The organism is Pedobacter immunditicola (assembly GCF_037482985.1).
GTDB classification, from domain to species: Bacteria; Bacteroidota; Bacteroidia; order Sphingobacteriales; family Sphingobacteriaceae; genus Pedobacter; species Pedobacter immunditicola.
In genome coordinates this window covers 94,732-118,907 of record NZ_JBBHKC010000006.1, presented here as the reverse complement: position 1 = coordinate 118,907, position 24,176 = coordinate 94,732, and the positions used below count along the sequence as shown (strand labels likewise).

The 24,176-nt window shown below is 40.8% G+C and carries 25 protein-coding genes; 8 read left to right on the top strand and 17 right to left on the bottom strand.

Annotation, left to right across the window (positions count from 1 at the left end; all coding sequences use genetic code 11):
• Position 1: 1 nt before the first annotated feature.
• The 5 genes from WG905_RS11960 to WG905_RS11940 form a co-directional block, all read right to left on the bottom strand.
• Positions 2 to 1,219, bottom strand: coding sequence for an efflux RND transporter periplasmic adaptor subunit (locus WG905_RS11960; RefSeq protein WP_339591957.1), 1,218 nt, complete (start codon positions 1,217 to 1,219; stop codon positions 2 to 4).
• Positions 1,197 to 2,447 (bottom strand): TolC family protein, encoded by a 1,251-nt coding sequence (locus WG905_RS11955; protein ID WP_339591956.1) that lies wholly within the window; start codon positions 2,445 to 2,447, stop codon positions 1,197 to 1,199. The genes WG905_RS11960 and WG905_RS11955 overlap by 23 nt, the downstream gene beginning before the upstream one ends.
• On the bottom strand, positions 2,431 to 4,368 hold the full coding sequence (locus WG905_RS11950; RefSeq protein WP_339591955.1) for an efflux RND transporter permease subunit: 1,938 nt from the start codon (positions 4,366 to 4,368) through the stop codon (positions 2,431 to 2,433). Before WG905_RS11950 ends, WG905_RS11955 begins: the two co-directional genes overlap by 17 nt.
• Positions 4,365 to 5,663, bottom strand: coding sequence for an efflux RND transporter permease subunit (locus WG905_RS11945; protein ID WP_339591954.1), 1,299 nt, complete (start codon positions 5,661 to 5,663; stop codon positions 4,365 to 4,367). The genes WG905_RS11950 and WG905_RS11945 overlap by 4 nt, the downstream gene beginning before the upstream one ends.
• Positions 5,664 to 5,921: 258 nt before the next feature.
• Positions 5,922 to 6,320, bottom strand: a complete 399-nt coding sequence (locus WG905_RS11940) for an HYC_CC_PP family protein (RefSeq protein WP_339591953.1) — start codon at positions 6,318 to 6,320, stop codon at positions 5,922 to 5,924.
• Between the two features lie 289 nt (positions 6,321 to 6,609).
• Between WG905_RS11940 and WG905_RS11935 the strand changes: the two genes are divergently transcribed.
• From WG905_RS11935 to WG905_RS11900, 8 genes are all read left to right on the top strand, one after another.
• The gene (locus WG905_RS11935) at positions 6,610 to 7,041 is read left to right on the top strand and encodes a hypothetical protein (protein ID WP_339591952.1); all 432 of its coding nucleotides are present in this window, start codon (positions 6,610 to 6,612) and stop codon (positions 7,039 to 7,041) included.
• 34 nt (positions 7,042 to 7,075) lie between these two features.
• Complete coding sequence (locus WG905_RS11930) at positions 7,076 to 7,297, top strand: hypothetical protein (protein WP_339591951.1); 222 nt, start codon at positions 7,076 to 7,078, stop codon at positions 7,295 to 7,297.
• 54 nt (positions 7,298 to 7,351) lie between these two features.
• Positions 7,352 to 8,830, top strand: coding sequence for an efflux RND transporter periplasmic adaptor subunit (locus WG905_RS11925; RefSeq protein ID WP_339591950.1), 1,479 nt, complete (start codon positions 7,352 to 7,354; stop codon positions 8,828 to 8,830).
• Positions 8,831 to 8,842: 12 nt separating this feature from the next.
• Positions 8,843 to 11,953: an efflux RND transporter permease subunit gene (locus WG905_RS11920; protein ID WP_339591949.1), complete on the top strand. Its 3,111-nt coding sequence runs from the start codon at positions 8,843 to 8,845 to the stop codon at positions 11,951 to 11,953.
• Complete coding sequence (locus tag WG905_RS11915; protein ID WP_339591948.1) at positions 11,950 to 13,125, top strand: TolC family protein; 1,176 nt, start codon at positions 11,950 to 11,952, stop codon at positions 13,123 to 13,125. Before WG905_RS11920 ends, WG905_RS11915 begins: the two co-directional genes overlap by 4 nt.
• 363 nt (positions 13,126 to 13,488) lie before the next feature.
• Complete coding sequence (locus WG905_RS11910) at positions 13,489 to 13,869, top strand: ArsR/SmtB family transcription factor (protein ID WP_339591947.1); 381 nt, start codon at positions 13,489 to 13,491, stop codon at positions 13,867 to 13,869.
• Complete coding sequence (merTP, locus tag WG905_RS11905; RefSeq protein ID WP_339591946.1) at positions 13,866 to 14,468, top strand: mercuric transport protein MerTP; 603 nt, start codon at positions 13,866 to 13,868, stop codon at positions 14,466 to 14,468. The genes WG905_RS11910 and merTP overlap by 4 nt, the downstream gene beginning before the upstream one ends.
• A gap of 1 nt (position 14,469) precedes the next feature.
• Complete coding sequence (locus WG905_RS11900) at positions 14,470 to 14,685, top strand: GDCCVxC domain-containing (seleno)protein (protein WP_339591945.1); 216 nt, start codon at positions 14,470 to 14,472, stop codon at positions 14,683 to 14,685.
• A gap of 390 nt (positions 14,686 to 15,075) precedes the next feature.
• Here the strand turns inward: WG905_RS11900 and WG905_RS11895 are convergent, their stop codons facing one another.
• The 12 genes from WG905_RS11895 to WG905_RS11840 all read right to left on the bottom strand — a co-directional run bounded on the left by WG905_RS11895 (position 15,076) and on the right by WG905_RS11840 (position 24,144).
• Positions 15,076 to 15,759, bottom strand: coding sequence for a cytochrome c biogenesis protein CcdA (locus WG905_RS11895; protein ID WP_339591944.1), 684 nt, complete (start codon positions 15,757 to 15,759; stop codon positions 15,076 to 15,078).
• 267 nt (positions 15,760 to 16,026) lie between these two features.
• Positions 16,027 to 16,260, bottom strand: coding sequence for a metallophosphoesterase family protein (locus tag WG905_RS11890; protein WP_339591943.1), 234 nt, complete (start codon positions 16,258 to 16,260; stop codon positions 16,027 to 16,029).
• A gap of 3 nt (positions 16,261 to 16,263) precedes the next feature.
• A complete protein-coding gene (locus WG905_RS11885; protein WP_339591942.1) occupies positions 16,264 to 17,034 on the bottom strand; it encodes a metallophosphoesterase family protein in 771 nt (256 codons plus the stop codon).
• A 47-nt stretch (positions 17,035 to 17,081) separates the two neighbouring features.
• Entirely contained in the window at positions 17,082 to 17,651 is a 570-nt protein-coding gene (locus WG905_RS11880; RefSeq protein ID WP_339591941.1) for a hypothetical protein, read from the bottom strand.
• 5 nt (positions 17,652 to 17,656) lie between these two features.
• Complete coding sequence (gene arsB / locus WG905_RS11875) at positions 17,657 to 18,733, bottom strand: ACR3 family arsenite efflux transporter (RefSeq protein WP_339591940.1); 1,077 nt, start codon at positions 18,731 to 18,733, stop codon at positions 17,657 to 17,659.
• Positions 18,734 to 18,735: 2 nt separating this feature from the next.
• Positions 18,736 to 19,584: a universal stress protein gene (locus WG905_RS11870; protein WP_339591939.1), complete on the bottom strand. Its 849-nt coding sequence runs from the start codon at positions 19,582 to 19,584 to the stop codon at positions 18,736 to 18,738.
• Between the two features lie 28 nt (positions 19,585 to 19,612).
• Entirely contained in the window at positions 19,613 to 20,116 is a 504-nt protein-coding gene (locus tag WG905_RS11865; RefSeq protein ID WP_339591938.1) for a GNAT family N-acetyltransferase, read from the bottom strand.
• A 10-nt stretch (positions 20,117 to 20,126) separates the two neighbouring features.
• Positions 20,127 to 20,591 carry a DUF6428 family protein gene (locus WG905_RS11860; RefSeq protein WP_339591937.1) on the bottom strand — a complete coding sequence of 155 codons (465 nt, stop codon included), beginning with the start codon at positions 20,589 to 20,591 and terminating at the stop codon, positions 20,127 to 20,129.
• A 61-nt stretch (positions 20,592 to 20,652) separates the two neighbouring features.
• A complete protein-coding gene (locus WG905_RS11855) occupies positions 20,653 to 20,982 on the bottom strand; it encodes an ArsR/SmtB family transcription factor (protein WP_339591936.1) in 330 nt (109 codons plus the stop codon).
• Positions 20,983 to 21,171: 189 nt separating this feature from the next.
• On the bottom strand, positions 21,172 to 21,504 hold the full coding sequence (locus WG905_RS11850) for a YnfA family protein (protein WP_339591935.1): 333 nt from the start codon (positions 21,502 to 21,504) through the stop codon (positions 21,172 to 21,174).
• 196 nt (positions 21,505 to 21,700) lie between these two features.
• Entirely contained in the window at positions 21,701 to 23,671 is a 1,971-nt protein-coding gene (locus tag WG905_RS11845; protein ID WP_339591934.1) for a heavy metal translocating P-type ATPase, read from the bottom strand.
• Between the two features lie 56 nt (positions 23,672 to 23,727).
• On the bottom strand, positions 23,728 to 24,144 hold the full coding sequence (locus tag WG905_RS11840; protein ID WP_339591933.1) for a Fur family transcriptional regulator: 417 nt from the start codon (positions 24,142 to 24,144) through the stop codon (positions 23,728 to 23,730).
• Between the last annotated feature and the right edge of the window lie 32 nt (positions 24,145 to 24,176).

Below are 24,176 nucleotides of genomic sequence, written 5' to 3'. Positions count from 1 at the left end.
GTTACTCTCCCTGTTTTGCTGTTTTGATGAAACTTTCACTGTCAATTAAATAATACGCGTTTTTAGCAAGATCCCATCCGCTAAGCTCTTCAAAAACCTGTATCTGGTTATTTTGGGTAATGCCGGTCTTAACTGTCTTCGGAATAAATACCCGTCCTTCTTTTTTAAAGACGACCGATTGGTTCCCGATTGAAACCACCGCCTCCTTTGGTAACCATAATCCCTTTTCAGCTACAAACGGAATTTGACCTGTGACCAGTTCTCCGGGTTGCAGTCCACTTTTTTGAAGGTAAACCCTTGCCAGGACAAAATTTTCACCGGCATTAAAAACCGGCTGAATTAATCCGATTTTACCAGATAACGTTTGTTCCTTATTAGCAGTCCTTTGGATGAGCACCTTGGCTTGTTTATCTACCTTAGCGGCAACATCCGGGGTTAAAGAAAATTCTGCGACCAGGTCACCAGTACGGTAAATGGTAAATATATTCTGTCCGGCACTCAGGTATTGGCCCTCGCGAAGCAAAACCGCTGAACTTACTGGGCTTGCCGCAGTTTGGCTGGCCGCCCCATTTCCACCACCACCCGAAGCCATATCATCCATTCCTGTACTAGCCGTAGCGGAAGGCATCGAGGCTGGCGCTTCAGCAGTAATGGCTGCAGCCTGTTTCTCCAAAATGAAACCTGTAGCATTACTGTAGACTGGAATTCTATAAGAAATTTGACCTGTACGTAATACTTTACCAATTTGTGCCTGATTCATACCCAGAAGCATTAATCTTTGCTTTGCAGGTTCCAGCATTCCATCCTGATTTCCAGAACCATGAATCAACAGCAGTTCCCGCTGGGCTGCCGCAAGATCAGGAGAATAAACTTCCATGAGCAGCTGCCCCTTTTTTACCGGCTGATAATTGTACTTGATGTACAGTTTTTCAATGCGACCTGAAACGCGGCTGGCCAGATTGATCTGGTTACGGGTATCATAGGCCACGCGGCCTTGTACCTCGCGAATGAAGATACTTGAGCCTTGCCTGGCACGGATTAAAGGAATACGCGCAATAATCTGCTCATTAGCAGGTTTCAGTAAGTAATTTAAACTGGTATCCCTTTGGGCATGTTTCTGCGCGCCTGAACCCTGTTCCTTATCTTTATTTTGACAGGCAGCCCCAGCCACCCCGATCGTTAAAAACAATAACAGCCTAACGATATAATTCTTTTTCATAATCAACGATCATTTTATACAATTTTGTTTTTTCATCCAGCACGCCAATTTGCATCATGGTCAGCGCTTCCCAGGAATTAATGACTGCCGGTAGTTGTAATTTATTTTCCTGGTAATTGACAAAGTCTGCATCCAGTGTCTTTTTCAGCGCAGGAATGATCGTCTGTTCCATGGCAGTGATCCTTTTCTTCATGGACAATATTTCATAATGCATCCCGGTTAACATTCCCTGACTTTCCTGCAACATACCTGCGCGTTCCTTCTCCATGGCCTGTATTTCATAATCCATCGCCTTGACCTCAGATTTATACATTTTTGAAGACCATGGTGCTATTGGAATACTGATCATCCCCATCACGCTATAGGAATTAGGCATCATCTTACTTAAAGGAGCCATGTGGTCAAACCGGATTTTAAAATCCGGTTTGCTTTGCGCTTTCATGGCATCAACACCTAGCTTCATAGAACGGATGTTTTCTTCCATTTGAAGGATGTCTTTTCGCTGGCCAGCAAGCAACATGGTGTCAATTGTAGCTTCTGCTGAATACTGCGGCACATAGGTTGAATCAATCTCCAAATCCTGATTTCCCGGAAGGTTCATCAGGCTGTTGAGCCAGGCCTTTGCTTTGGAAATATCCCCTTGCTGCATCCTGATCATGTTCTGGTTTTCTTCAATTTTGGCATTTGCCCGGAAAACCCCTGACAATTGCGACTGATTATAGGGATAACGGATCTGCTCGATCTTTTTCATCATTTGCATGATCTTGTCGTTCTCCTTCAACACCCGGATGCGCTCAGTAGCTACTATCCAAGTGTAATACAGCGATTTTGCCTGCGCTTTTAGCTCATTCAATGCAACAGCACGTCCCGCCAGTTCAACATCGCCTTTGGATTCCACATAGCGTTTTTGCGCATTAAGTTTTCCCATGTTTGGAATGTCCTGCTCCAGCTGCAGCATGAGCGAACCTTTATCGCCGTTTTCCATCAACTGCTGGCCCGGGTAAGGGGTCATAAAAGTTCCCACGCCCACCATGGGTGCCATCCATGCCGTACTGGCTTTGGCCTTATGTTTATAACTTTCTGCTTTTAGCGCATAGGTCTGCAGCAACAAATTATTATTTTCTATTCGTGTTAAAACCGTGTCCAAAGACACTGTATTTTGCTGAGCAAATAGCTGTACTGGCAAAATGGCCAGTAGCAGCACCCACTTTTTAATGTTGAGCATCATGCACCTCCAATTTTCCATATTTCTTTAATTCATATTCTTTTGACATTAAAAAGATGAGTGGCGTCACCAGTAGAATATGTGTAGATGAAGTCAGTACGCCGCCAATCATAGGAAGTACTATAGGTTGCATGACATCAATACCCACTCCGGTTGCCCATAACACCGGGATCAAGCCAAACAGGGACACGCAAACTGTCATCAGTTTTGGACGAAGACGTTTAGCCGCGCCTTTTACCACATACTCCCGAAGATCTTCTTTGCTAATCGTTTCAGCCGAATTGCCTTTGACTTTAATCAACTGATCCATGGCATCATTTAAGTAAATGACCATCACAATACCTGTCTCCACCGCAATCCCAAAAAGAGCAATAAAACCTACAGCCACGCCAACAGATAAACTGACCCCCCAAAAATAGATGATATAAGCACCGCCAATGAGGGCAAATGGAACAGTGATCAGGCTTAAGAACGCTTCTCTGATTGAGTGAAAAGCGAAATACAGCGAAAAGAAAATGATCACCAGTACAATTGGGGCAATCCACAATAAGGTTTGCTGACCACGGATCATGTTCTCGTATTGGCCGCTCCACTCCAGAAAATAGCCTTCAGGTAAAATGCCGTTGGTTTTGTTTAATTTTTCAATAGCTTCATTTACTGTACTTCCCAAGTCCCTGTCGCGCACATTAAACATCACCGCACCTCGTAACAAGGCATTTTCAGAATTAATCATCGGAGGCCCATCCTCAAAGCGGATATCGGCTACGGCAGACAAAGGAATTTCTCCCATGGTTGAAGATTGCAGCGGAATGCGTTTAATGCTTTCTACGCTGTTTCTAAACTCTTGCCCTAAGCGAACACTGATTGAAAAACGCTGTCTTCCTTCAATGGTATTACCAATTGTAGCGCCACCCAAAGCGGATTCGACAGTTTGGTTAACTTGATCTACGGTTAAACCATAACGAGACAATTCTTCCCGCTTCACATCAACAGACAAGTATTTGCCCCCGGTAATGGGATCTACATAAAGGTCTGTCACACCGCTTGTACCTTCCAAGGCCTTTTTTACCCTTTCGGAAACCGAAGCGATGGTATCTAGGTTCTGACCGTATATTTTTACGCCCACATCAGTACGGATCCCGGTAGCTAACATATTAATACGATTAATGATCGGTTGCGTCCAGCCATTTACAACACCAGGAATCTGCAGTTTTTTATCCAGCTCATTAATAATATCCTTTTTAGTTAAGCCCTCGCGCCACTGTGCTTTTGGTTTGAGCATGATTATAGTCTCAATCATAGAGATTGGCGAATTATCGGTGGCCGTACTGGCACGGCCTGCCTTACCTAAAACTTTATCCACTTCTGGCACAGATTTAATGATCTTATCCTGGATCTGCAAAATGCGCTTGGCTTCATTATTTGAAACATCCGGCAGCGTCACGGGCATAAAGAGAATACTTTGTTCATCCAGGGGTGGCATAAACTCAGTGCCCAAGTTTTTGAGCAGCGGAATGGTGATTAATAAAGCGATGATATTAATAGCTATCGTTGTTTTACGCCAATTCAATACCCCTCTGATTACAGGTTCATAATATTTTTCCAGAAACCTGTTTACCGGGTTGGCATGGTCTGGCTTGAACTTTCCCTTCATAAAAAAGGAAATCAATACCGGTGCTAAGGTTAATACCAATAAGGCATCTACAATCATAATGAAGGTCTTCGTGTAGGCAAGCGGATGGAACATTTTCCCTTCTTGTCCGGTAAGCATAAACACCGGAAGAAAAGAAGTAATGATAATCACAGTGGCAAAAAACACCCCTCTGGACACCTGTTTGCTGGACTTTTCTATAACCTTCAGTCTTTCCTCTTCGGAAATCCAGTCCGGACTTTTTTTGAATAAATTTTTAAACCAGGTTCTCATAGCTCATTTGTTTTTTGTTGTTCTTTTTGCCATATTTCATAGCGTTCAGACAAGTGTTTATAGGCATTTTCACTCATCACAATTCCGTTATCAACGATTACCCCAATGGCAAGCGCAATTCCGGTAAGAGACATGATATTGGAGGAGATATCGAATGCATTTAATAATATAAAGCTGGCAGCGATGGTTATCGGGATCTGGATAATGATACTCACGGCGCTGCGCCAGTGAAATAAAAAGACGATAACAACCAGGGATACCACAATCATTTCTTCAATAATGGTGGTTGTAATGGAATCTACAGATTCCTGGATCAGTTCGCCTCTGTCGTAAACAATATCAAATTTTACCCCTTCAGGCAAGCCTTTAGAAACTTCTTTCATTTTGGCTTTAACCCCTTCAATGACTTCAGCGGCATTTTCTCCATAGCGCATCACCACAATGCCACCAACCCGTTCTCCTTCACCATCCTGGTCAAAAATACCAAGCCTGGTTTCCCCAGTCATTTGTACGGCCGCTACATCTGCCACCTTGATCGGTGTCCCTTTTTGATTTTTTATAGGGATATTTGCGATCTCCTCCTGGGATTTCAGATAACCAGAGGTTTTTATGATATAACCAATGTCACTCATTTCAAATTTTCTTCCTCCGGATTCATTGTTATTGGCACGCACCGCCGCAATGACCTCCGGCACAGTTAATTTGTAATAAAGTAATTTATTTGGATCTATCGCAATCTGGTATTGCTTCTGAAATCCCCCAAAGGAGGCAATCTCACTCACGCCAGGTACATTCTGTAAAGCGAATTTCACGTACCAGTCCTGAATGGCCCGCTGTTCACCCAGATCCATACTTGGTGCATCAAGGGTATACCATAAAATATGGCCTACACCTGTCCCGTCAGGGCCTAGTTGTGGCGAAACACCTTCTGGCAAAGAGCGTGTTATGGTGCTTAAACGCTCTAGCACGCGCTCCCTTGCCCAGTAAACGTCTACATCATCTTCAAAAATGACGTAGATAAAGCTCATCCCAAACATAGAAGAGCCCCGAACGTATTTAATTTTAGGAATACCCTGTAAATTAGTAACCAGTGGATAAGTTACCTGGTCTTCAATTAACTGGGGAGACCTGCCCATCCATTCTGTAAAAACGATGACCTGATTTTCTGACAGGTCAGGGATCGCATCAATAGGGTTCTTCTTGATGGCAAAGATGCCCCAGATAAAGATACCTGTAGCAAGCATCAGTACGATCCACCTATTCTTAAGTGACCATTCTATTAATTTGTGTACCATGTGTTTGTGTTCAGCCGATGACTAAATTAGTATCGGAATGTTATTGATCCTGATCAATCGCAATTAACAGCTGGTTTCCCTATTCTTACCAATCCCCACAAGAAAAAATGATTGTGTATGTGGTGGAACTAAGAACATAGAGAATGCTAATACAGCAGTAAATTGAAAGACAGAATTACTAGAATATAAATGAATAATTCATAATTTAAGCTATAGCGATGCTATAACTTGTACACGAAAGTGTATAGAGGAAGGGGATCAGATTCTGTAAGTACAGTTACGGATAAAGACGGGGACATCCTGCTCCTGTGGGGGTGCATTGCTTAAAGATGCTTTACCCAATTCTATTGGAACAGCAATATTTCTTGCCTCCCAAATTATATTTTTCAGAACAATAACCGGCGCTTGCTCAAATTGAAAATGACTCGCGGCCATTTTCTGAACGTTGTCTACCTGTAATAGCTTGGATTCTTGTTTGCAACAGGTTTTCTCTCTTGACTCTTTTGAGTCCATGCCGCAAAACTCACACAAAGACGGTTTGGATTCTGTCATGCCCATTTGGACTAACTCTCCCATGCAGTAATGAAAATATACTATTGCCCCCTGGGATATCCCAAAGTAAAATACAGCAAGAAAAATCAATAGTATCCTTTTCATCAGGGCACAAAACTAAAAAAAAGATTGTAATTGTTTTGTAATGTTACAAATATTATTCGAAAGGCCTGTATAATGGCTTATTACTTAGGAATGCAGCTTAAATTTGGAGGTCAATTAAAAAATTTTTGTTATATTTCTTCCTATAATGTATATGGTGGTAACTACAGGCTTAACTACTAACATTTATTTTTAGGCGGCTTAATATGTATCGAATGTAATTATTAATTTATAATTGACAATGCCTTAGTTTTATTCTTATCATGCCAAAATTTAATTTTAATATTGCACCATGATGCTGAAAAAACAATTTCTGCTGTTCCTGCTTATTGGTGCATTTTCACTGCACCTGGGGCATCAGTTGTTTCCGCACCATCACCACGAGCAGGGGTTTATTGCTTCATATCATCATGAGCATCACAATGCTCATCACCATCATCACAGTTCTACATTTCCAACAGAACAGAAAAAAAAGAAATGGTTTGATGAATTACTTTCCCTTATCAATCATGGAAACACAGAAAGCCCGATACAATCGAGCAATCAATTAAAAACAGATGTTTGTAAAATCATTCCTATTATCCTTCCAGGATTCAATAGATTGCAAAGTCTTTCTTTAGAGGATTACATCCTGATACTTCCTATTTATTCTCCTCCAGAGGATAAACCAACCAAGCACCTTATTCTTTTTAAAAACAGGCGTGGCCCGCCTGTAATGGCCTAATTATATCCTTTTTTATTTTCTAAAATTTACAAACATGAAAAAAACCATGCTTGCAATGGCTGTTGCCGTTGGATTATTTGCTGTCTCATGCAGTAACAAACCTTCTGAAGGAACACATGAACATGAAGATGGAACTGTGCATGAGGAACACGCCTCGACTGTGACTGACACCACAAAACAGGAAGAATTCAAAGTTGACTCTGCAAAAACCGATTCAACAGCTGTGCACGACGAAAGCAAACCGCACACGCATTAACAATTAACGATTGCAAGCAAAATGCTTGTAATCGTTAAACCATTTAATAAGGCCATGAAAAGAATATATATATTATTAATCAGTGCAGCTTTTCTGCTCGCTGGCTGTCAGCAAAGCGCTGAAAATACTGCTGTTGAAGCAGAAAACATCAAATTGTCTCTTACAGATCTGGATGAACAGGTAGAAATATTTGCAGAATACGACCCGTTTATTAAGGATTCTGCCTCGAGTTTTACCATCCACTTAACGACGCTTTCTGACTACAAACCGGTTAAGAATGCAAAAGTCACCACTAGCCTTGTAGTTGGTGAAAGCGGTATTAGAAAAATTCTTGACTCAGCTACTGTCCCCGGGATTTACAAAATATCACTTAGCCCGAAAACGCTCGGAAAAGGTGTATTAACATTTGACATCAATCTTAATGGAACTATGCACCAGTTTAAAGTACCCGCTACAGTATTTGCCAGTTACGAAGAGTTTAAAAAACAGCACCAGTCGCCAGCCACTTCAGCCAATGAAATTGCTTTTTTAAAAGAACAAAGCTGGAAACTGGATTTTGGAGTAACAAAAATTGGTTCAGGCAGTTTTTCTGGTGTGATTAAAGCTCCGGCTACCATTACTGCGGCTGTGGGTGACCAGGAAAGTATTGTTGCTCCTGCAGCAGGCGTAGTAAAGTTTCTTTCAGTATCGACTACTGGCAGCCCTGTCCGCTCCGGACAAACGCTATTCTCTATAACCGCAGGAAATATAACGGGTGACAATTTAAATACTGCAGTTAGGGAGGCCAAGCTGAGTCTGGATAAAGCTAAGGCCGATTATGAACGTGCGAAATTGTTGCGTCCTGATCAAATCATTTCGGAAAAAGACTATCAAATTGCTTTAAATAACTACCAGCTACAACAATTGAATTACCAAAAGCTGTCCCGAAACTTTTCGGGAAATGGTGTAATGCTTAAACCAACGACATCCGGATATTTAACAGAATTGTTAGTTAAGGAAGGTGACTTTGTACAAATGGGCCAACAATTGGCTTCTGTTTCAGCTAGTAAAAAAATTCAGTTAACGGCAGAAGTTCCAGCGGCTTATGCAAGTCAGTTAAGTAAAATTAAATCTGCCAATTTTAAAATAGGTGATCAGCTTTATGAGCTAAGCACCTTAAACGGAAAATTGCTGTCCTATGGGCGTTCAGTGTCAGCGTCAGGATTAATTCCTGTTGTATTTTCACTAGATAACCGTGGGGAGTTCGTTCCAGGCATTCCGGTTGAGGCCTTTCTTTTATCAAGCTCCGGTGTCGCTGCATTACAAGTGCCCGAAACAGCTATCATGGAAGACCAGGGAAACTACTTTGTGTATGTACAAAATGATGGCGAGCATTTTGAAAGGCGCGGCATTCAAATCGGGCAAAGCAACGGTAAAATGGTAGAGGTAACTAACGGTTTAAAGGATGGTGATATCCTGGTAACTAAGGGCGCTTATTATTTGAAACTTGCATCAAGCCAGGGTTCTGCTCCGGCGCATGGTCATGAACATTAAATCTAAAAGATCATGCTAAATCATATTATTAAATTCGCTTTAGGGAATCGCCTTGTGGTTCTATTAGCCTCGGTATTGTTGCTGATCGGCGGTAGCTATATTGCCGTAAAAATGGAAGTCGATGTCTTCCCTGACCTCACCGCACCTACTGTAGCAATCATTACTGAAGCTCACGGACTAGCGCCGGAAGAGGTAGAACAATTAGTCAGTTTTCCTATTGAATCCACTGTAAACGGATCAACAGATGTGAGACGGGTCAGGTCTTCAGCCTCAGCAGGAATCTCCATCGTTTGGGTGGAGTTTGATTGGGGCACGGATATTTACCGCGCCCGTCAAATTGTTGCGGAAAAGTTAGCCACCTTATCGGGTAAATTCCCTCAAGGAGTAAGTCAGCCAGTTTTGGCACCCAATACTTCCATTATGGGAGAAATCATGCTCATCAGTATCACGGCCAAACAAACCAGTTTAATGGAGTTGCGAACTATTGCAGACTGGAACATCCGTCCGGTTCTATTGGCAACTGGCGGTGTTTCCCAGGTTGTGGTTATCGGAGGTGATTTTAAACAATACCAGATCCTTGCAAAGCCTGCAATGCTCAAAGCGTATGGCATCACCATGAATGATCTTTTCAAAGCAACAACTGCAATAGGACAAAATGTTTCAGGTGGACTGATCAACCAATATGGAAATGAATACCTGGTTAAGGGAATTTTACGAAGCAATAAGCCCGAAGATATAGGTAATACCTTAATCAAAACCGTAAACCAGAAACCTGTAAAAATTTCCGATGTAGCCACTGTGACTATCGGTTCTGCAGTTAAATTAGGTGATGGCTCCCTGAATGCCGAACCTTCGGTGATCATGACTGTAATGAAGCAGCCCAATACCAATACGCTTGAACTAACAGAGAAAATTGATCTTACCATTGGACAGCTAAAGACCAGCTTGCCAAAGGATGTAGTCGTAAACACGAAGATATTCCGCCAGGCCGATTTTATTGATGCCTCTATTAGCAATATACAGAAAACGTTAATAGAAGGTTCAATTTTCGTTGTGATCATCCTTTCTATCTTCCTGATGAATTGGCGCGCAACTGCTATTTCTTTGTTAGCTATACCGTTATCTTTGCTTGTAGCCATTATTGTTCTGCAATTAATGGGCCTAACCATTAATACGATGAGTTTAGGTGGAATGGCCATCGCAATTGGAGATTTGGTTGATGATGCTATCATTGATGTAGAAAATGTGCTCAAGCGGCTTAAGGAAAATGCACACCTTCCACCCGATCAGCGTGAAAATAAGCTTACCGTTATTTACAACGCCTCAACTGAGATTCGTTCTTCCATTATCCATGCGACTTTTATTATCATCATAGCCTTTACCCCTTTGTTCTTTTTAACGGGAATGGAAGGACGATTATTAGTACCCCTGGGCATAGCCTTCGTGGTGGCACTGTTTGCCTCTCTAATTGTGGCAATAACCTTAACGCCAGTATTGTGCAGTTACCTGTTGACCTCTGATAAAACCTTATTGAAGCAAGAAAAAGAATCGTGGTTAGTCAAACGCCTGAACCATTCGTACTTTGGCGCATTGCAAAAGGCAATCACCTACCGGAAATGGTTGGTAGCAGCAGTCATAGGTTTGTTTATCGGTTCCTTATTATTGTTCAGTACTTTTGGACGCAGTTTTTTGCCAGAGTTTAACGAAGGTTCTTTGGTGATCAGTGCAGTGTCTATGCCTGGTATTTCCCTTGAGGAAAGCAATAAAATAGGCCAGCAGGTTGAGCGGGTTATGCTCAGTATCCCCGAAGTGAAAACCACTACCCGTCGTACCGGCAGGGCTGAACTTGATGAACATGCACAGGGAGTTAATGCGTCTGAAATTGATGCACCGTTCACCCTAGAAGAGCGTTCACGGGCAGAATTTATGGATGAAGTCAGGGGAAAACTGGCTGGCGTTACCGGGGCCAATATTACAATCGGTCAACCCATCGGTCACCGGATAGATCATATGCTATCTGGTACCAGGGCAAATATTGCCATCAAAATTTTTGGTGAAGATCTGGCGGAGCTTTATCGCCTTGGTAATGAAACCAAGAGCACTATAGAAGGCATTCCGGGTCTGGTAGATATTTCTGTGGAACAGCAAATCCAGATTCCACAGGTTCAAATCAAACCCAAAAGAGACCTGCTTGCGGCTAAAGGGATCAGTCTTGAAGATTTTAGCCGTTTTGTGGAAGTATCCATCGGCGGAGAAAAAATCGGTGATATTTATGAACAAGGAAAACGCTTTGATTTGGTACTGAGGTATGAAGAATCTGCCCGAAGTAAAATTGAAGACCTGAAAAATTTGCTGATTGATGCAGCTGACGGTTCTAAAGTGGCTTTGGGAACGGTAGCAGACATTGTTTCTACCAAAGGACCTAGTACCATTAACCGTGAAAACGCACAGCGTAAACTGGTGGTATCAGCCAACGTTTCAGGCAGAGATCAGCGTTCAGTCGTTGAGGAGATACAGGAGAAAATGAAAGTCGTTAAGCTCCCGTCAAGTTATAGAGTAGAATATGGCGGGCAGTTCGAGTCAGAAGCTGAGGCTTCTCAAACCTTACTATTCACTTCCATCTTTGCTTTGTTGGCCATCTTTTTGGTCCTGTACCATGAGTTTAAAGATTCAGCACTATCATTAATCATTTTGCTCAATTTGCCTTTGGCATTAATTGGCGGGATAGTAAGTGTCTGGCTGAACGGTAGCATCGTCAGTATCCCGGTAATTATTGGTTTTATCACTTTGTTTGGTATTGCGACAAGAAATGGAATCTTACTGGTTTCACATTACAGGCACCTGCAAGAGGAGAAAGGCTATTATGATCTTGACATTGTGATCAAAGGATCAATAGACCGCTTGAGTCCGATCTTGATGACCGGACTAACTGCAGGGCTGGCTTTGATACCGCTGGCTATGGCAAGCGACCTTGCTGGTAATGAGATTCAAAGTCCAATGGCTCACGTCATTTTGGGTGGTTTGGTCAGCTCTACACTGTTAAACCTGTTCATTGTGCCTATTGTATACAATAGTCTAATGAAGAAAAGAAAATCCAAAACCTTAAATGAAAGCATAGCATGAAACAATTAAAATACATTTTGCTTTTGCTGTTAGGGACCACCGCTGCAAAAGCACAAGACCTGGATTCTGTATTGAACCTGGCTAGAAAACAAAATAAAGCACTGAAAGTATATCAAGGTGAAGCTGATGTCAGTAAAATGGCTTACAAAACTGGTTTGACACCTCAAAACCCGGCAGCTGAGTATGAAGTACTTTTTGGTACGCCTAAAGGTGCAGGAAATCAACAAGATTTATCCATCATCCAGCGGTTGGACTTCCCGAGCAGTTACACCTACAAAAAGCAGGCTTCCAATGAAAAAATCAAACAGGCTGACCATATTGCACAAGCAAAACAGCAGGAATTGCTGTTGAATGTAAAGCTCGATTTTCTCCGATGGATTTACTTAAATCAGCTAACGGATAATTACGCTGAAAGAGTAAAAGCGGTAGAAAAAATTCATTTTGCCTATCAAAAGAGAATGGATGCGGGCGATGGGAATATTCTTGATTTCAATAAATTGAAGTTATTGATTTTAGAAACCAAAACACAATTAAAGCGTAGTGAGCAGCAGCAAGAACAATTGAAGCAATTGTTTGTGAATTATACGGGGGGAACATTGCTTGAAGTCAATACATTGGACTATCCGGTAACTCAGCCACTACCCGATTTTGAAGAACTTGACAGTTTAATTGAATCAAATGATCCCCTGCTTAAGGTGTATGAAACACAGCAGGCTATTGCAGCTAAGGAAACCAGTTTAAACAAGGCGCTTACCTTACCCGGTTTTCAAGCGGGCTATCGCAGTCAGTCTATTTTAGGCCAGAAGTACAAGGGAATTCATCTGGGTTTAAGTATTCCTTTGTGGGAAAGGAAAAATACGGTGAAACAGAAAAAACTGGAACAGCTCACTGCCGAAAATCGCCTGATTGGTCATAGGTTAGAACATAGACAAGAAAACAGTGTTTACTATAAGCAATATGAAGAAGCTACTTATCTTCTTAAGGAGTACAAGACCTTGCTGGATCAGCTTAAATCTGAACAGTTATTGGCTAAGGCGCTAGAGTTTGGTGAGATTTCAGTCATTCAGTATTACAACGAGATCCTGTCTTTATATAAAACACGGGACGCTTACCTGGAGTATGGTCTACAGCAGCAACAAGCCATTGCCAGACTGCTTAAATTTAGTCTTTAACCACAACAATCGCTATTCGAGCGCTAAACTGCCTGAATAGCGATTGTTATTTGGATCACCAGAAAGGTTTTTATTAAGAATCCAGCTGTGTACCAAACATACCATGCAGAAAAATCACCAGGATAGTTTATGACGAAGAGTATCTCAGGGTTTCCCTAAAAGCTACACAAAGCGAGCTGTGAGGGCTATACTAAGGAAAATAATCTCCTTTTGCAACAGCCACGGCCGTTTTTAATTAATGTCCATTTTAAAAAAGTGGAAGTGTGAAAGGACCGCTTATTGATAATAAATTCTTTATTGGGAAGGTACAGAAGTAGTATTTAAGTATTTGCTTAAATTACAACAATTCAATATCTTTGCTGTATGAAAAATCAGGAAACCTGTATACGGGTATTAGCCGATTCCAACCAGATAAAAGGCTGTAGAGAGCTTTTGCAGGCTAATGAGCCCTCTTTTACTGACTTAAGTAGCATTCTGGCTCTTGCAGGAAATGAAGTAAGGCTTAAAATTCTCTTTCTTTTGGAAATAGAGTTTGAATTATGCCCTTGTGATTTGGCGGATATTTTAAGTATGAGCATTCCTGCTATTTCTCAGCATTTACGTAAAATGAAGGATGGAGGAATTATTAAAGCTCGCAAAGTGGCTCAAACCATTTTTTATTCCCTAGAGCCTAGGCATATGGAATTATTGAAACCTTTATTTATACATATAACAGCTTCTAATCACCAAACAGTACAAATATGAAAACAAAAGAAAGGTCAGGATTATTCGGCGTAGGATTGTTGTCTGCATTTGCAGCATCTTTATGTTGTATCACTCCCATACTCGCTCTTATTACAGGAACTTTTGGTATAGCCTCATCCTTTTCGTGGGTAGAACCTGCTCGCCCTTACTTAATCGCAATCACGGTGATCGTTCTTGCTTTTGCCTGGTATCAGCAATTATCTAGAAAATCAAAGGAGGAAGAGAACTGTAGGTGTGAGCGAAATTCTTTTATGAAATCTACAAAAGCATTGCTCGTAATTACTTTGTTTTCAGGACTATTACTTGCTTTTCCTTATTATGCATCTGCTTTATATGAGACGCCTGCAAGATCTACTAGTGTCCAACAGCAAAGTAATCTAAAATCAGTCAATTTTTCGGTTACAGGGATGACTTGTATTAGTTGTACCGCACACATTGACGGGGCACTTTCTAAGGTTTTTGGTGTAGCAAAAAGCTCAACCTCTTATGAAAAAGCTGAAACGAGGGTGAATTATGACCCTAAAAAAGTTTCAGTAGATAGTTTAAAATCACAAATAAACAGAACAGGTTACCAAGTAACAGGCTTTAAAATAAAATAAGATGGCTAAAGATATTCAATTCAATTCTACCATTACCTGTCCTTCATGCGGACATAAAAAAGAAGAAGTAATGCCAACAGATGCTTGCCAGTACTTTTATGAATGCGAGAGCTGTAAAACGCAATTAAAACCTCATTTAGGCGATTGTTGTGTTTTTTGCAGTTATGGTACTGTCCCATGTCCACCTATTCAGGAAGGAAATAGTTGTTGTAATTAATACGTAGCATCTAAATATTGATATAGGCACCTATTAAAGCAATGCGGGCGACAATAATATCATTTCTATCAGGTTAAACCCATCCACTTCCAGGCCTATAATAAGGCTAAAAACAATGAGTATCGCTGGTTTTTTTGAGGAACTATCTGTAGCGTCAATAGATGCTTATACTTGATTATTTCCAGGCAGGATTTTCCTTCCAGTCGGCAGGGAAGCCCATATCGGCTACGTTGATTCCTGGATATAAATGTGAAAGCGCTTCTACTTTTGAAATAAAAGTATCTTGTGGATTTATTGCCTTCAGTAACCTTGCTATAATCGATATAATGACATATACTGTTGTGTTTCATCTGGAATATTTCATTGAAGCTGAGTACATGCCTCATTCTATTAAAGTAAAAAAAACCGTGCATAGTAAAAACTTACAAAAAGGAGGGCAAAGTCGCTAAATACCTGAATGCTCTTGCGCAGCCAAGTTAACTGATTCAGCTTAGCAATCGATCCGGCAAAAAATCCTACTACCAGAAAGGGTAGTCCCCTTCCAATTCCAAATAGAAATGCCAATAATAAACCAAAGAGTGGGTTTGTTTGAACAGCGGCCATTGTTAGCAACAGTAGCAAAGGATCAGCTGAGGTACCTAAGCTAAAAATAAACCCGTAAGCAAAAGCCCCGCTAAGTCCCAATCTACGAATAGCGGAAAGCTGACTAACCTTCATACGAGGGCCATAAAAAGCAAGGGTAGCAGCTGCGAGAGAAATGACAGCTATTGCCAAAGCCCAATAACTTCCAAAGGACTCAGTAATAATTATTCCTAACCTGCCGGGCAAAGCGCAAAGAAATGTAAGATTTACAACAATTCTCAGAAAAAAGGCAATCGCTATTCGCATGCCTTTTTTTGATGTGCTTTCCTCTGGGCTGCTACTGACAATGCCTGCCATTCCTAAGCCCACAGGTAACGTGCAAGGACATACCCCGCTAGCAATTATTCCGGCAACTAGCACGATTAAGGGGGACCATAAAGTACCCTCTGATAGACTAGCTCCAAAATTTTGAAAAAACTGTTCGAGTGACATTAGTCTCTTTTATCTTCTACGGGCTCGCCGGCCTTATACCTAACTCGAAAAAGCCCCCAAGGGGGGGCTTTTCTTTTAATGGTAGGCCTTAAAAGATAGACCGGGACTAAATCTCTTTATTCTACCTTTTGCTTTTTTAAGGCAACTTTGCCTCCTTTTATCAGTCTTTCTAATTTAGAAACGTCATTTAACTATACCTATTCTTAGATAAAGAAGCAAATGATAAAAGAGTAGCTCCAATGATACGCATGCTTCATGCCTGGCTCCTTAAGGTTCTCTGCGGTTGTGGTTAACTTTCTCAACCTTCTCATCATGGTTGCCTTTGAGCGTGGCTATACCACGAGTACGAATCTCTTTAATAACTTCGTTTGGGTAAATGTGATAACCAACCAAATCACCAAGACAATAAACAGCATCCGGATTCTGGCTATCCATGTCCTGCAACATTGCCTCAAAGGCAGGAAGATTGGCGTGTATATCTGAAAATAGTCCGATCTTCATATGCTATCCGTTGCGTAGCATATCAGCGTATCCATTAGGTAAAGTACTGTCTTCAACAGCTTTTGCCGCTTTTTCTATATCATATTCAAAGCGGATGAACTCCACTTTAATGCTGTCTTTCTCGGTTACTGTGCTATCAGGATTCATAGTCAAAATCACATAGCCTCCCCTTGGGTCTTTATCCTTGGGTTTGCCTACAGATCCGATGTTGATGGCATGACGGTAATGATCATTCCCATCTATACCCGAATTTAAAATACGGTGATAAGGCTGATGGGTATGCCCGAAACACATAATGTCAGCATCAGCCTGCTCCATGATACGAAGCATACTTTTCTCGTCACGGTCTTCAAATAAATATTCGTTCACTTTACGCGGACTACCATGGACAAAAAGGATGTTACGTTTGTCGTGGTTCAACTGGTATTCCAATCTGATGTGGGCAGGAAGGGTCCTTAAATAAGCACGCTGCTCATCTTTAACGATTTCATTGGTGTAGGAAATAGAAACTTTGCCCATAGCCTTTTCTTCGTCGGTTTTATAGGCACATCCGCAATCATCACTTGATCTGCCAATGCCCCAGTCATAATTTCCTGCAATGGTGGGAATACCACGTCTGCGGATTTCGTCAATTACTTCGTTTGGCCAGATGTTATATCCCACTAAATCGCCCAGGCAATAAATGGCATCTGTATTTCGTGTTTCCACATCTTTAAAAAAAGCTTCCAGAGCCGGGAGATTGGCATGGATGTCTGAGAATAGAGCAATTTTCATATTGTTTGTTTTTTAGTCTTTTTATATTGGTGTTTCCTAGGTTTAAATCAACAGCATTTCAGTTTCCTGGAGATACGATAATAGTACAGTGCGGGCTTGGGAGATAATAGGGCAAAATGTAGTAAGCCCATCAAGATTCCGCCGGGAATTAATTGTTGAACAATCGTTATAAACAAGTGGTATTGTTTAACATCTTGAAATTCATGAACCAGTTGAACTCCTTTTTCATTCAGATGTACTTTGATTACAATAAACACTGCTATTGATGCAAAATGAAAGCCATTGACTATAAGATGCAGTATATATTCCCATCTTGGCAGCCCACCCATAAAAGCGCGACTGTCTTTTTCCATGTAAGCATCTGCACCTAAAACCAAAATATCTATTACTACAACCCCCATTCCTAAATAGAATGCTGTATCAGAACTCCCCAGATATAATACATAAAGAATAATAGGAAACAGGATTGCCCGAATGGTATGAGAAATATGTTCATTCCTGCTTTCCTTGTGCACATGAAGTTTGTACCGAATGAGGTGCAGATATAATCCATCAAACAGTGCCAGTATAACGAATACTACTAATAAGGCCGTTGCTGTGATAAAAGCGATTTCCATAACGATTAAACAGCTGGTGCTGTTTTATAATATTTTTTTTTGAACCAGAAAGCAAGGTTTACCAGAGCAATCAATGCCGGAACTTCAACCAGAGGTCCGATCACCCCCGCGAAGGCCTGCCCGGAGTTGATGCCAAATACACCAATGGCAACAGCTATAGCCAATTCAAAGTTGTTTCCCGTAGCAGTAAAGGCGATCGAAGTGCTCTTGGAGTAATCAGCTCCAAAATAACGCCCTGCAAAAAAACTAACTACAAACATGATAGAGAAATAGATTACAAGCGGAACGGCTATCCTTACCACGTCCATAGGTATTTGAACGATCAGTTCTCCTTTCAGAGAAAACATTACGACTATGGTAAAGAGCAATGCTATTAAAGTAATTGGCGAGATCAGTGGTATAAATTTGTTTTGAAACCATTCTTCTCCTTTAAGTGCAATTAAAGCATACCTGCTGATCACACCCATGGCAAAGGGAATCCCTAAATAGATACCGACACTTTTAGCAATTTCAGCAATAGTGATATTAACAGCTAAACCTTGAAGACCGAAATACGGTGGAAGAACAGTAATAAAAACATAGGCAAACACACTGTATAACAACACTTGAAAAATACTATTAAGCGCAATTAATCCTGCGGCATATTCACGATTTCCTTCGGCAAGTTCATTCCAGACCACAACCATCGCAATACATCTGGCCAAGCCGATCAGGATCAACCCAACCATATATTCAGGATAGTCCCGTAAAAAGGTAATGGCAAGGAAAAACATCAGTAGCGGGCCAATTACCCAGTTCAATACTAATGATACACCTAATACCTTAGTATCTTTAAATACTTTACCCATGTGCTCATACTTAACTTTAGCAAGTGGCGGGTACATCATCAAAATTAACCCTATTGCCAATGGAATATTCGTCGTTCCACTGGAAAACGAGTTGATGAAACCTGAAGAAGAGGGAATAAAAAAACCGATGGATACTCCGATAGCCATAGCCAGGAAGATCCAAAGGGTGAGGTAACGGTCTAGAAAGCTTAACTTTTTTCTTTCAATGACGGGTGCGCAATTTGTTGCTGACATTTCTAGTTATTTTTATGAAGTAGTAATAATGGCTTGGTAGCTTTTATAGCTAGTTTTTTAGTGGCACTTTCATGGAAAAGCCTTTCCAAAAGGCCTCTATGTTTAGGGATGGCAACCATTAAATCAATTTGATACTGATCAGCAAATTCCAACAGCCCTGAAACCACATCTTTATTTTGGACGTCATGAAATTCCGGCTGAAGTTCAGCTAAAAGACGATGTAAATCGCTTTGTTCTTTCAGCAGCCCATTCGAATCAGTAATTTCTTGTCGATCTACGTGAACAACGTAAAAGGACGCATGGAACGCCTTAACGATGGCTGTCAACTGAACAGCTGGCAACCTATCTGAAATATCTTTCAATTCACAAGCTAGCATGATGCTATTCACCTGACCAAGAGGAGCTAATGACGGAATAATAAGTAAAGGAAAATCGTGCCTGGTCATTAAATGTGCAGGAATTCTGCCTACACTATTTTTGCCCTCATCATGTGTCCCGCGTAATCCAAGCACAACCAAATCAACATGTTGAAGACTAACGATTTCCTCAACAGCCTTTGTCACAGGCCGATCGTCTGTTATGATTTCCACAGACAAATTCTTTGCAATTGAAAGGTCTAACCTGGTTTTGATACTCTCGAGCTCCACTCTTGCCACTTTATAAAGCTTATAACGCTCGCTTGGAACTGGCACTAAAACATCAGTGACCATGATCATATCCGGATGCCCGACATGAACAGAGTGGTACAAAATGATTTGTTCTGTTCCCAATTGTCCTACAATGGAAGACAGGTAAGAAACTGCGTGGTTTGCAGTCTCCGAGAAATCCGTTAGCATGAGTATCGTTTTCATAAGATGATGAAATTAGTATACCGGTGAATTATGACTTATAATAATCTTGTCCAGCTATTTTACTTCGTCTTTCTAACAAAATGGTATCTCTCCAAACCCCGTCCATTTTTCCGATTTTTTCCCTGTATCCAACTTGTCGAAATCCTAATTTTTCATGCAAGGTTATGCTTGACAGATTTTCAGGGAATATGCCTGCTTGAAGTGTCCAAATATTTGCTTTTTCTGTTTCCGTTATTAACTTTTGAAGCAAGGATTTCCCAACTCCTTTACCCCTGTAATCTTCATGAATATATACGCTGACTTCAGCGACACCCGCATAAACACATCTGCTGGAAACAGGTGTCAGGGCTGCCCAGCCAGCAATGGTATCATTTATGATCGCAATATATCGAAAAGCGGGTATATGGCTTTTGTCCCATTCTTCCCAACTTGGCGCCTCAGTTTGAAAGGTCGCCTGTTTTGTGGCTATTCCTTGCTGATAGATTAACTTGACATCATCCCAATAACTGGGCAACATTTCAACGATCTGCATCAAAGCAAAATTAACAACAACCGCCACCCGGAGTACAAGCAGAAGTGGCTAAATTTACCAACTGTATTTTTGGTTTTTCAGCAGGCACACCACATTTGTCCATGGCAAGACAAGCAGTCTTTTTAGATATTAAAAGAAAATTTGCCCCATCATAACCCAGATCATATTTACCAATGGTTTCCGCCTGATACTCCACTTCAATCTCTAAATCTTCCATTCCCAATACTTGTTCTGAAAGTGATATGATGTTTAGCAACTTTCCTGCTTTTAAACGATGTTCGTAATCATTAGCATCCCAAAGTTGAAAATTAGCTACTTTTTCATGGCGAACAGTGCCGCCGCAGTCAATAAAGTCTTTTGTTATAATGCCAACTTCGGTCACATGGAAATGTTCAGGAACCAGTGTGCCGTCTTCTAATTGAAAGTTTACACTTTCTGCTTGTGCCAAATGGCTTTTTATTTCTGATAGTCTCATGATTTTTATTATTTTAAGTTTTGTTACATTGCAATTAAACGATTGATCTAAGCAAAAAATGCTAACAGCAGATCGCCCCTGCTTTATACGACCCAAGGAATGCACCTATTTCTGTTTCCAGCAACTTCCAGGTTACAGGATTGATGCAGTAGCAAACGCTTACTCCCTCAATAGTACCCTGTATGATTCCGGCGTTTTTTAATTCTTTAAGATGCTGCGATATGGTAGCCTGGGCAAGTCCCAATTCTTCCACAAGATCACCACAGATACAAGTGTTAGAAATAAGAATTCTTTGCAGAATAGCAATACGCGCAGGATGAGCCATCGCTTTTAACAATTGTGCGAGCTGATTCTGTTCAGCTGTAAACATTTCGGTTTTTGTAAGCCCCATATATTGCAATATTACGATAGTTAATCAAGAATTAAAATATTATCTGAAAATTTGTTCACTTATAGCGTCTTTGTAATAGTAAAAATTAGTATACCCAATAAAATTCGGCATTAAATGATTGCCGTCGTATAAAATACGCTGTTGCAGGTACTTGCTAATTAAACCTGGAGTAAAAAAGTCATGACTTTCTTAGGTATTTCGAGGCATATAAATAATAATACAAGCGCCTATTAACGCTATAGAAGCTCCAATAATATCATATTTATCAGGTTTGAACCCATCCACTTTCCATGCCCATAATAATGCCAGAACAATGAATACACCGCCATAAGTAGCATATACCCGCCCAAAATTAGCGGTTTGCCAAGTAGCCACAACACCATAAAGAGCCAAAATAATTCCACCTATTAATCCATACCAAAGGGGTTTGCCTTCTTTGAGCCACAGCCAAACTAAATAGCCCCCACCTATCTCACATAGTCCTGCAAGAATAAATATCGATCCCGATTTAATAATTCCCATATAATTTCTGATCCTCTATTGTATTTTCGCTTTAGCATGCTCTTGTACAGCCTATTACTTTTGTAGAAGTAAGATTAAGGCTTTATTCGCCTTCAAGGCATTGCGGTTGCCTTTTCTTTGCAGTAGTTCTAAACTTTTGAATTTACAGCTCATTGTGGTTGTCTGCCGAGTGGTCATACCCAAAGTATTTTGAAAATTATTTATTCAAATTAATACGTTGTATACGTACCGCATTTAAGATGGCCAGTAAAGCAACTCCGACATCTGCAATCACAGCTTCCCAGAGGTTAGCCATGCCACCCGCACCTAATGCCAATACTGCAATCTTAACCACCATAGCCATTGTTATATTTTGCCATACGATAGTCCTTGTAATCCTCCCTACTTTAATGGCAGAAACAATTTTAGATGGCTGGTCATTTTGAATGACAACATCTGCCGTTTCGATAGTAGCATCACTACCAAGTCCACCCATAGCTATCCCAACATCAGCCAAAGCAATTACCGGAGCATCATTCACCCCATCACCCACGAAAGCGATATGTAATCCCTGATCCTTTAAAGCCTGTACTTTATCAACTTTACCGTCAGGAAGTAAGTCGCCATAAGCTGCATCAATACCTAATTCTTTGGCCACTTCGTCCACCACAGCTTGTTTATCGCCCGACAACATTACAATCTTGATGTTAAGGCTGTGCATTTCTTTTATTGCCCTCGCTGCATCAGATTTAATCTCATCAGCGATGGTAATATACCCTACATAGGCATTATTAATAGCTACTACAATAATGGTGTACGCAATATTTTCAATCTCTTTAGGATAAGCTATATTAAACTTCTTTAGTAACTTAAGATTACCTGCAAGAACTTTCTTTCCCTCAACAATACCCTTCAAGCCATGACCGGGGATCTCTTCAACTTCACTAGCGGTTGTCTTACCCAGAAGTTCTCCGGCGTAATCGACGACCGCCTTACCAACAGGATGAGTGGAGTTTTTTTCCAGCGCAGCGGTGATTCTTATCAACTCCTTTTCGTCAATTTCATTGGTTACTACCTTTTGGACTTTAAACACGCCTTTAGTTAGCGTGCCCGTTTTGTCCATAACAACGGTATTGACTTTGGTCATTACATCAAGAAAGTTCCCACCTTTGAAAAGGATACCATTTCTGGAAGCAAGGCCAATTCCTCCAAAATACCCTAAAGGAATGGATACCACTAAGGCGCATGGACAACTTATGACTAGGAATACCAAACCTCTGTAAAGCCACTCATTGAAAATATAATCATTTACAAAAAAGTATGGAAGGAGAACTAAAGCTAACGCCAGGAAAAACACAATAGGGGTATAAACCTTTGCAAATCTTGAAATAAAAAGCTGTGTTTTTGATTTACGTGCAGTGGCATCCTGTACCATTTCTAAGATCTTACTGAGCTTACTGTCCTTAAACAGCGCACTTACCTGAACCTCAGCAACCGTATTTAGATTAACCATCCCTGCTAATATTGGCTCATCTTTATACTTTGTATCTGGTTTACTTTCTCCGGTTAAAGCAGATGTATTAAAAGACGCAGAATTAGACCTTAAAACTCCATCAAGAGCAACCTTTTCTCCGGGTTTGATTTGTATAGTTTCACCCAAATTAACACTTGATGGATTTACCGTCTGTGTTATACCATTTCTTAACACAGTCACAGTATCCGGTCTGATATCTAGCAAGGCCTTAATGTTCCGTTTGGCACGGTTTACAGCGGCATCCTGGAACCATTCACCAATTTGATAAAAAACCATTACCGCTACACCTTCACTATATTCACCAATATAAAAAGCGCCGAGTGTAGCCACACTCATTAACACAAACTCATTGAAGATATCTCCCCGTATTGTCTTCCTATAGGCGAGGTTCAACACACCTCTTCCAGCAAGAATATAAGCAATCGAATTAACGATAAAACTTGTAGTATTGTTAAGCTTGTAATTGAAGCCAAACTCCATAACTAATTCTATGACCAGAAGCAGTAAGGCAAGTAGCAAATCCCAATGCGCAACAATAGTATTTTCTTCTTTTTCGCTATTTGCCGGCACTTGCACATCAACTTGCAAGTCCTCTTGCTGGCCAGGCTCAATCTCTTTAAGCTCCTGCAGCTGTATGTTTTTATTTTCTTGCATCCCTTTTCTCTTTTTATAAAGTTAGCAGTATAATCCATGCAATAATATTGCAAAGTTTATTGTGAGCATTTTGGGCATTTTCCTTTTACCAGTAGATTCAGTTCCTCCGATAAAAATCCATCAGGAAGCTTAACTTCTGGAATCAGGGTTCTAGGCAGGCATATGGTTTCCTTGCAATAATGACAGTAGAAATGCACATGAAGGTCGTGGTGACCTTCAATGTTACAATCTTCTTTACAAAGGGCATACTTGGTTGCTCCGGTTCCGTCTTCAATGGAATGGATTATCCCTTTCTCTTCAAAAGTCTTCAGTGTTCTGTATATGGTTATCCTGTCTGAAGGGGCTAAGCCCGTTTCTACATCTGCCAAGGTAATTGCAGATGGCTGCTTTAGAAAATAATCCAAAATCAGCATACGCATAGCAGTGGGTTGTATTCCTTTGGCTTTTAGCCTTTTTTCTATATCTGTGTCCATGTTTATTTGATAGATATATAAAACAATTCCTA

Coding starts and splice junctions, on each gene's coding strand:
- WG905_RS11960 (WP_339591957.1), bottom strand. CDS start 1,219: ATGAAAAAGAATTATATCGTTAGGCTGTTATTGTTTTTAACGATCGGG.
- WG905_RS11955 (WP_339591956.1), bottom strand. CDS start 2,447: ATGATGCTCAACATTAAAAAGTGGGTGCTGCTACTGGCCATTTTGCCA.
- WG905_RS11950 (WP_339591955.1), bottom strand. CDS start 4,368: ATGAGAACCTGGTTTAAAAATTTATTCAAAAAAAGTCCGGACTGGATT.
- WG905_RS11945 (WP_339591954.1), bottom strand. CDS start 5,663: ATGGTACACAAATTAATAGAATGGTCACTTAAGAATAGGTGGATCGTA.
- WG905_RS11940 (WP_339591953.1), bottom strand. CDS start 6,320: ATGAAAAGGATACTATTGATTTTTCTTGCTGTATTTTACTTTGGGATA.
- WG905_RS11935 (WP_339591952.1), top strand. CDS start 6,610: ATGATGCTGAAAAAACAATTTCTGCTGTTCCTGCTTATTGGTGCATTT.
- WG905_RS11930 (WP_339591951.1), top strand. CDS start 7,076: ATGAAAAAAACCATGCTTGCAATGGCTGTTGCCGTTGGATTATTTGCT.
- WG905_RS11925 (WP_339591950.1), top strand. CDS start 7,352: ATGAAAAGAATATATATATTATTAATCAGTGCAGCTTTTCTGCTCGCT.
- WG905_RS11920 (WP_339591949.1), top strand. CDS start 8,843: ATGCTAAATCATATTATTAAATTCGCTTTAGGGAATCGCCTTGTGGTT.
- WG905_RS11915 (WP_339591948.1), top strand. CDS start 11,950: ATGAAACAATTAAAATACATTTTGCTTTTGCTGTTAGGGACCACCGCT.
- WG905_RS11910 (WP_339591947.1), top strand. CDS start 13,489: ATGAAAAATCAGGAAACCTGTATACGGGTATTAGCCGATTCCAACCAG.
- merTP (WP_339591946.1), top strand. CDS start 13,866: ATGAAAACAAAAGAAAGGTCAGGATTATTCGGCGTAGGATTGTTGTCT.
- WG905_RS11900 (WP_339591945.1), top strand. CDS start 14,470: ATGGCTAAAGATATTCAATTCAATTCTACCATTACCTGTCCTTCATGC.
- WG905_RS11895 (WP_339591944.1), bottom strand. CDS start 15,759: ATGTCACTCGAACAGTTTTTTCAAAATTTTGGAGCTAGTCTATCAGAG.
- WG905_RS11890 (WP_339591943.1), bottom strand. CDS start 16,260: ATGAAGATCGGACTATTTTCAGATATACACGCCAATCTTCCTGCCTTT.
- WG905_RS11885 (WP_339591942.1), bottom strand. CDS start 17,034: ATGAAAATTGCTCTATTCTCAGACATCCATGCCAATCTCCCGGCTCTG.
- WG905_RS11880 (WP_339591941.1), bottom strand. CDS start 17,651: ATGGAAATCGCTTTTATCACAGCAACGGCCTTATTAGTAGTATTCGTT.
- arsB (WP_339591940.1), bottom strand. CDS start 18,733: ATGTCAGCAACAAATTGCGCACCCGTCATTGAAAGAAAAAAGTTAAGC.
- WG905_RS11870 (WP_339591939.1), bottom strand. CDS start 19,584: ATGAAAACGATACTCATGCTAACGGATTTCTCGGAGACTGCAAACCAC.
- WG905_RS11865 (WP_339591938.1), bottom strand. CDS start 20,116: ATGCAGATCGTTGAAATGTTGCCCAGTTATTGGGATGATGTCAAGTTA.
- WG905_RS11860 (WP_339591937.1), bottom strand. CDS start 20,591: ATGAGACTATCAGAAATAAAAAGCCATTTGGCACAAGCAGAAAGTGTA.
- WG905_RS11855 (WP_339591936.1), bottom strand. CDS start 20,982: ATGGGGCTTACAAAAACCGAAATGTTTACAGCTGAACAGAATCAGCTC.
- WG905_RS11850 (WP_339591935.1), bottom strand. CDS start 21,504: ATGGGAATTATTAAATCGGGATCGATATTTATTCTTGCAGGACTATGT.
- WG905_RS11845 (WP_339591934.1), bottom strand. CDS start 23,671: ATGCAAGAAAATAAAAACATACAGCTGCAGGAGCTTAAAGAGATTGAG.
- WG905_RS11840 (WP_339591933.1), bottom strand. CDS start 24,144: ATGGACACAGATATAGAAAAAAGGCTAAAAGCCAAAGGAATACAACCC.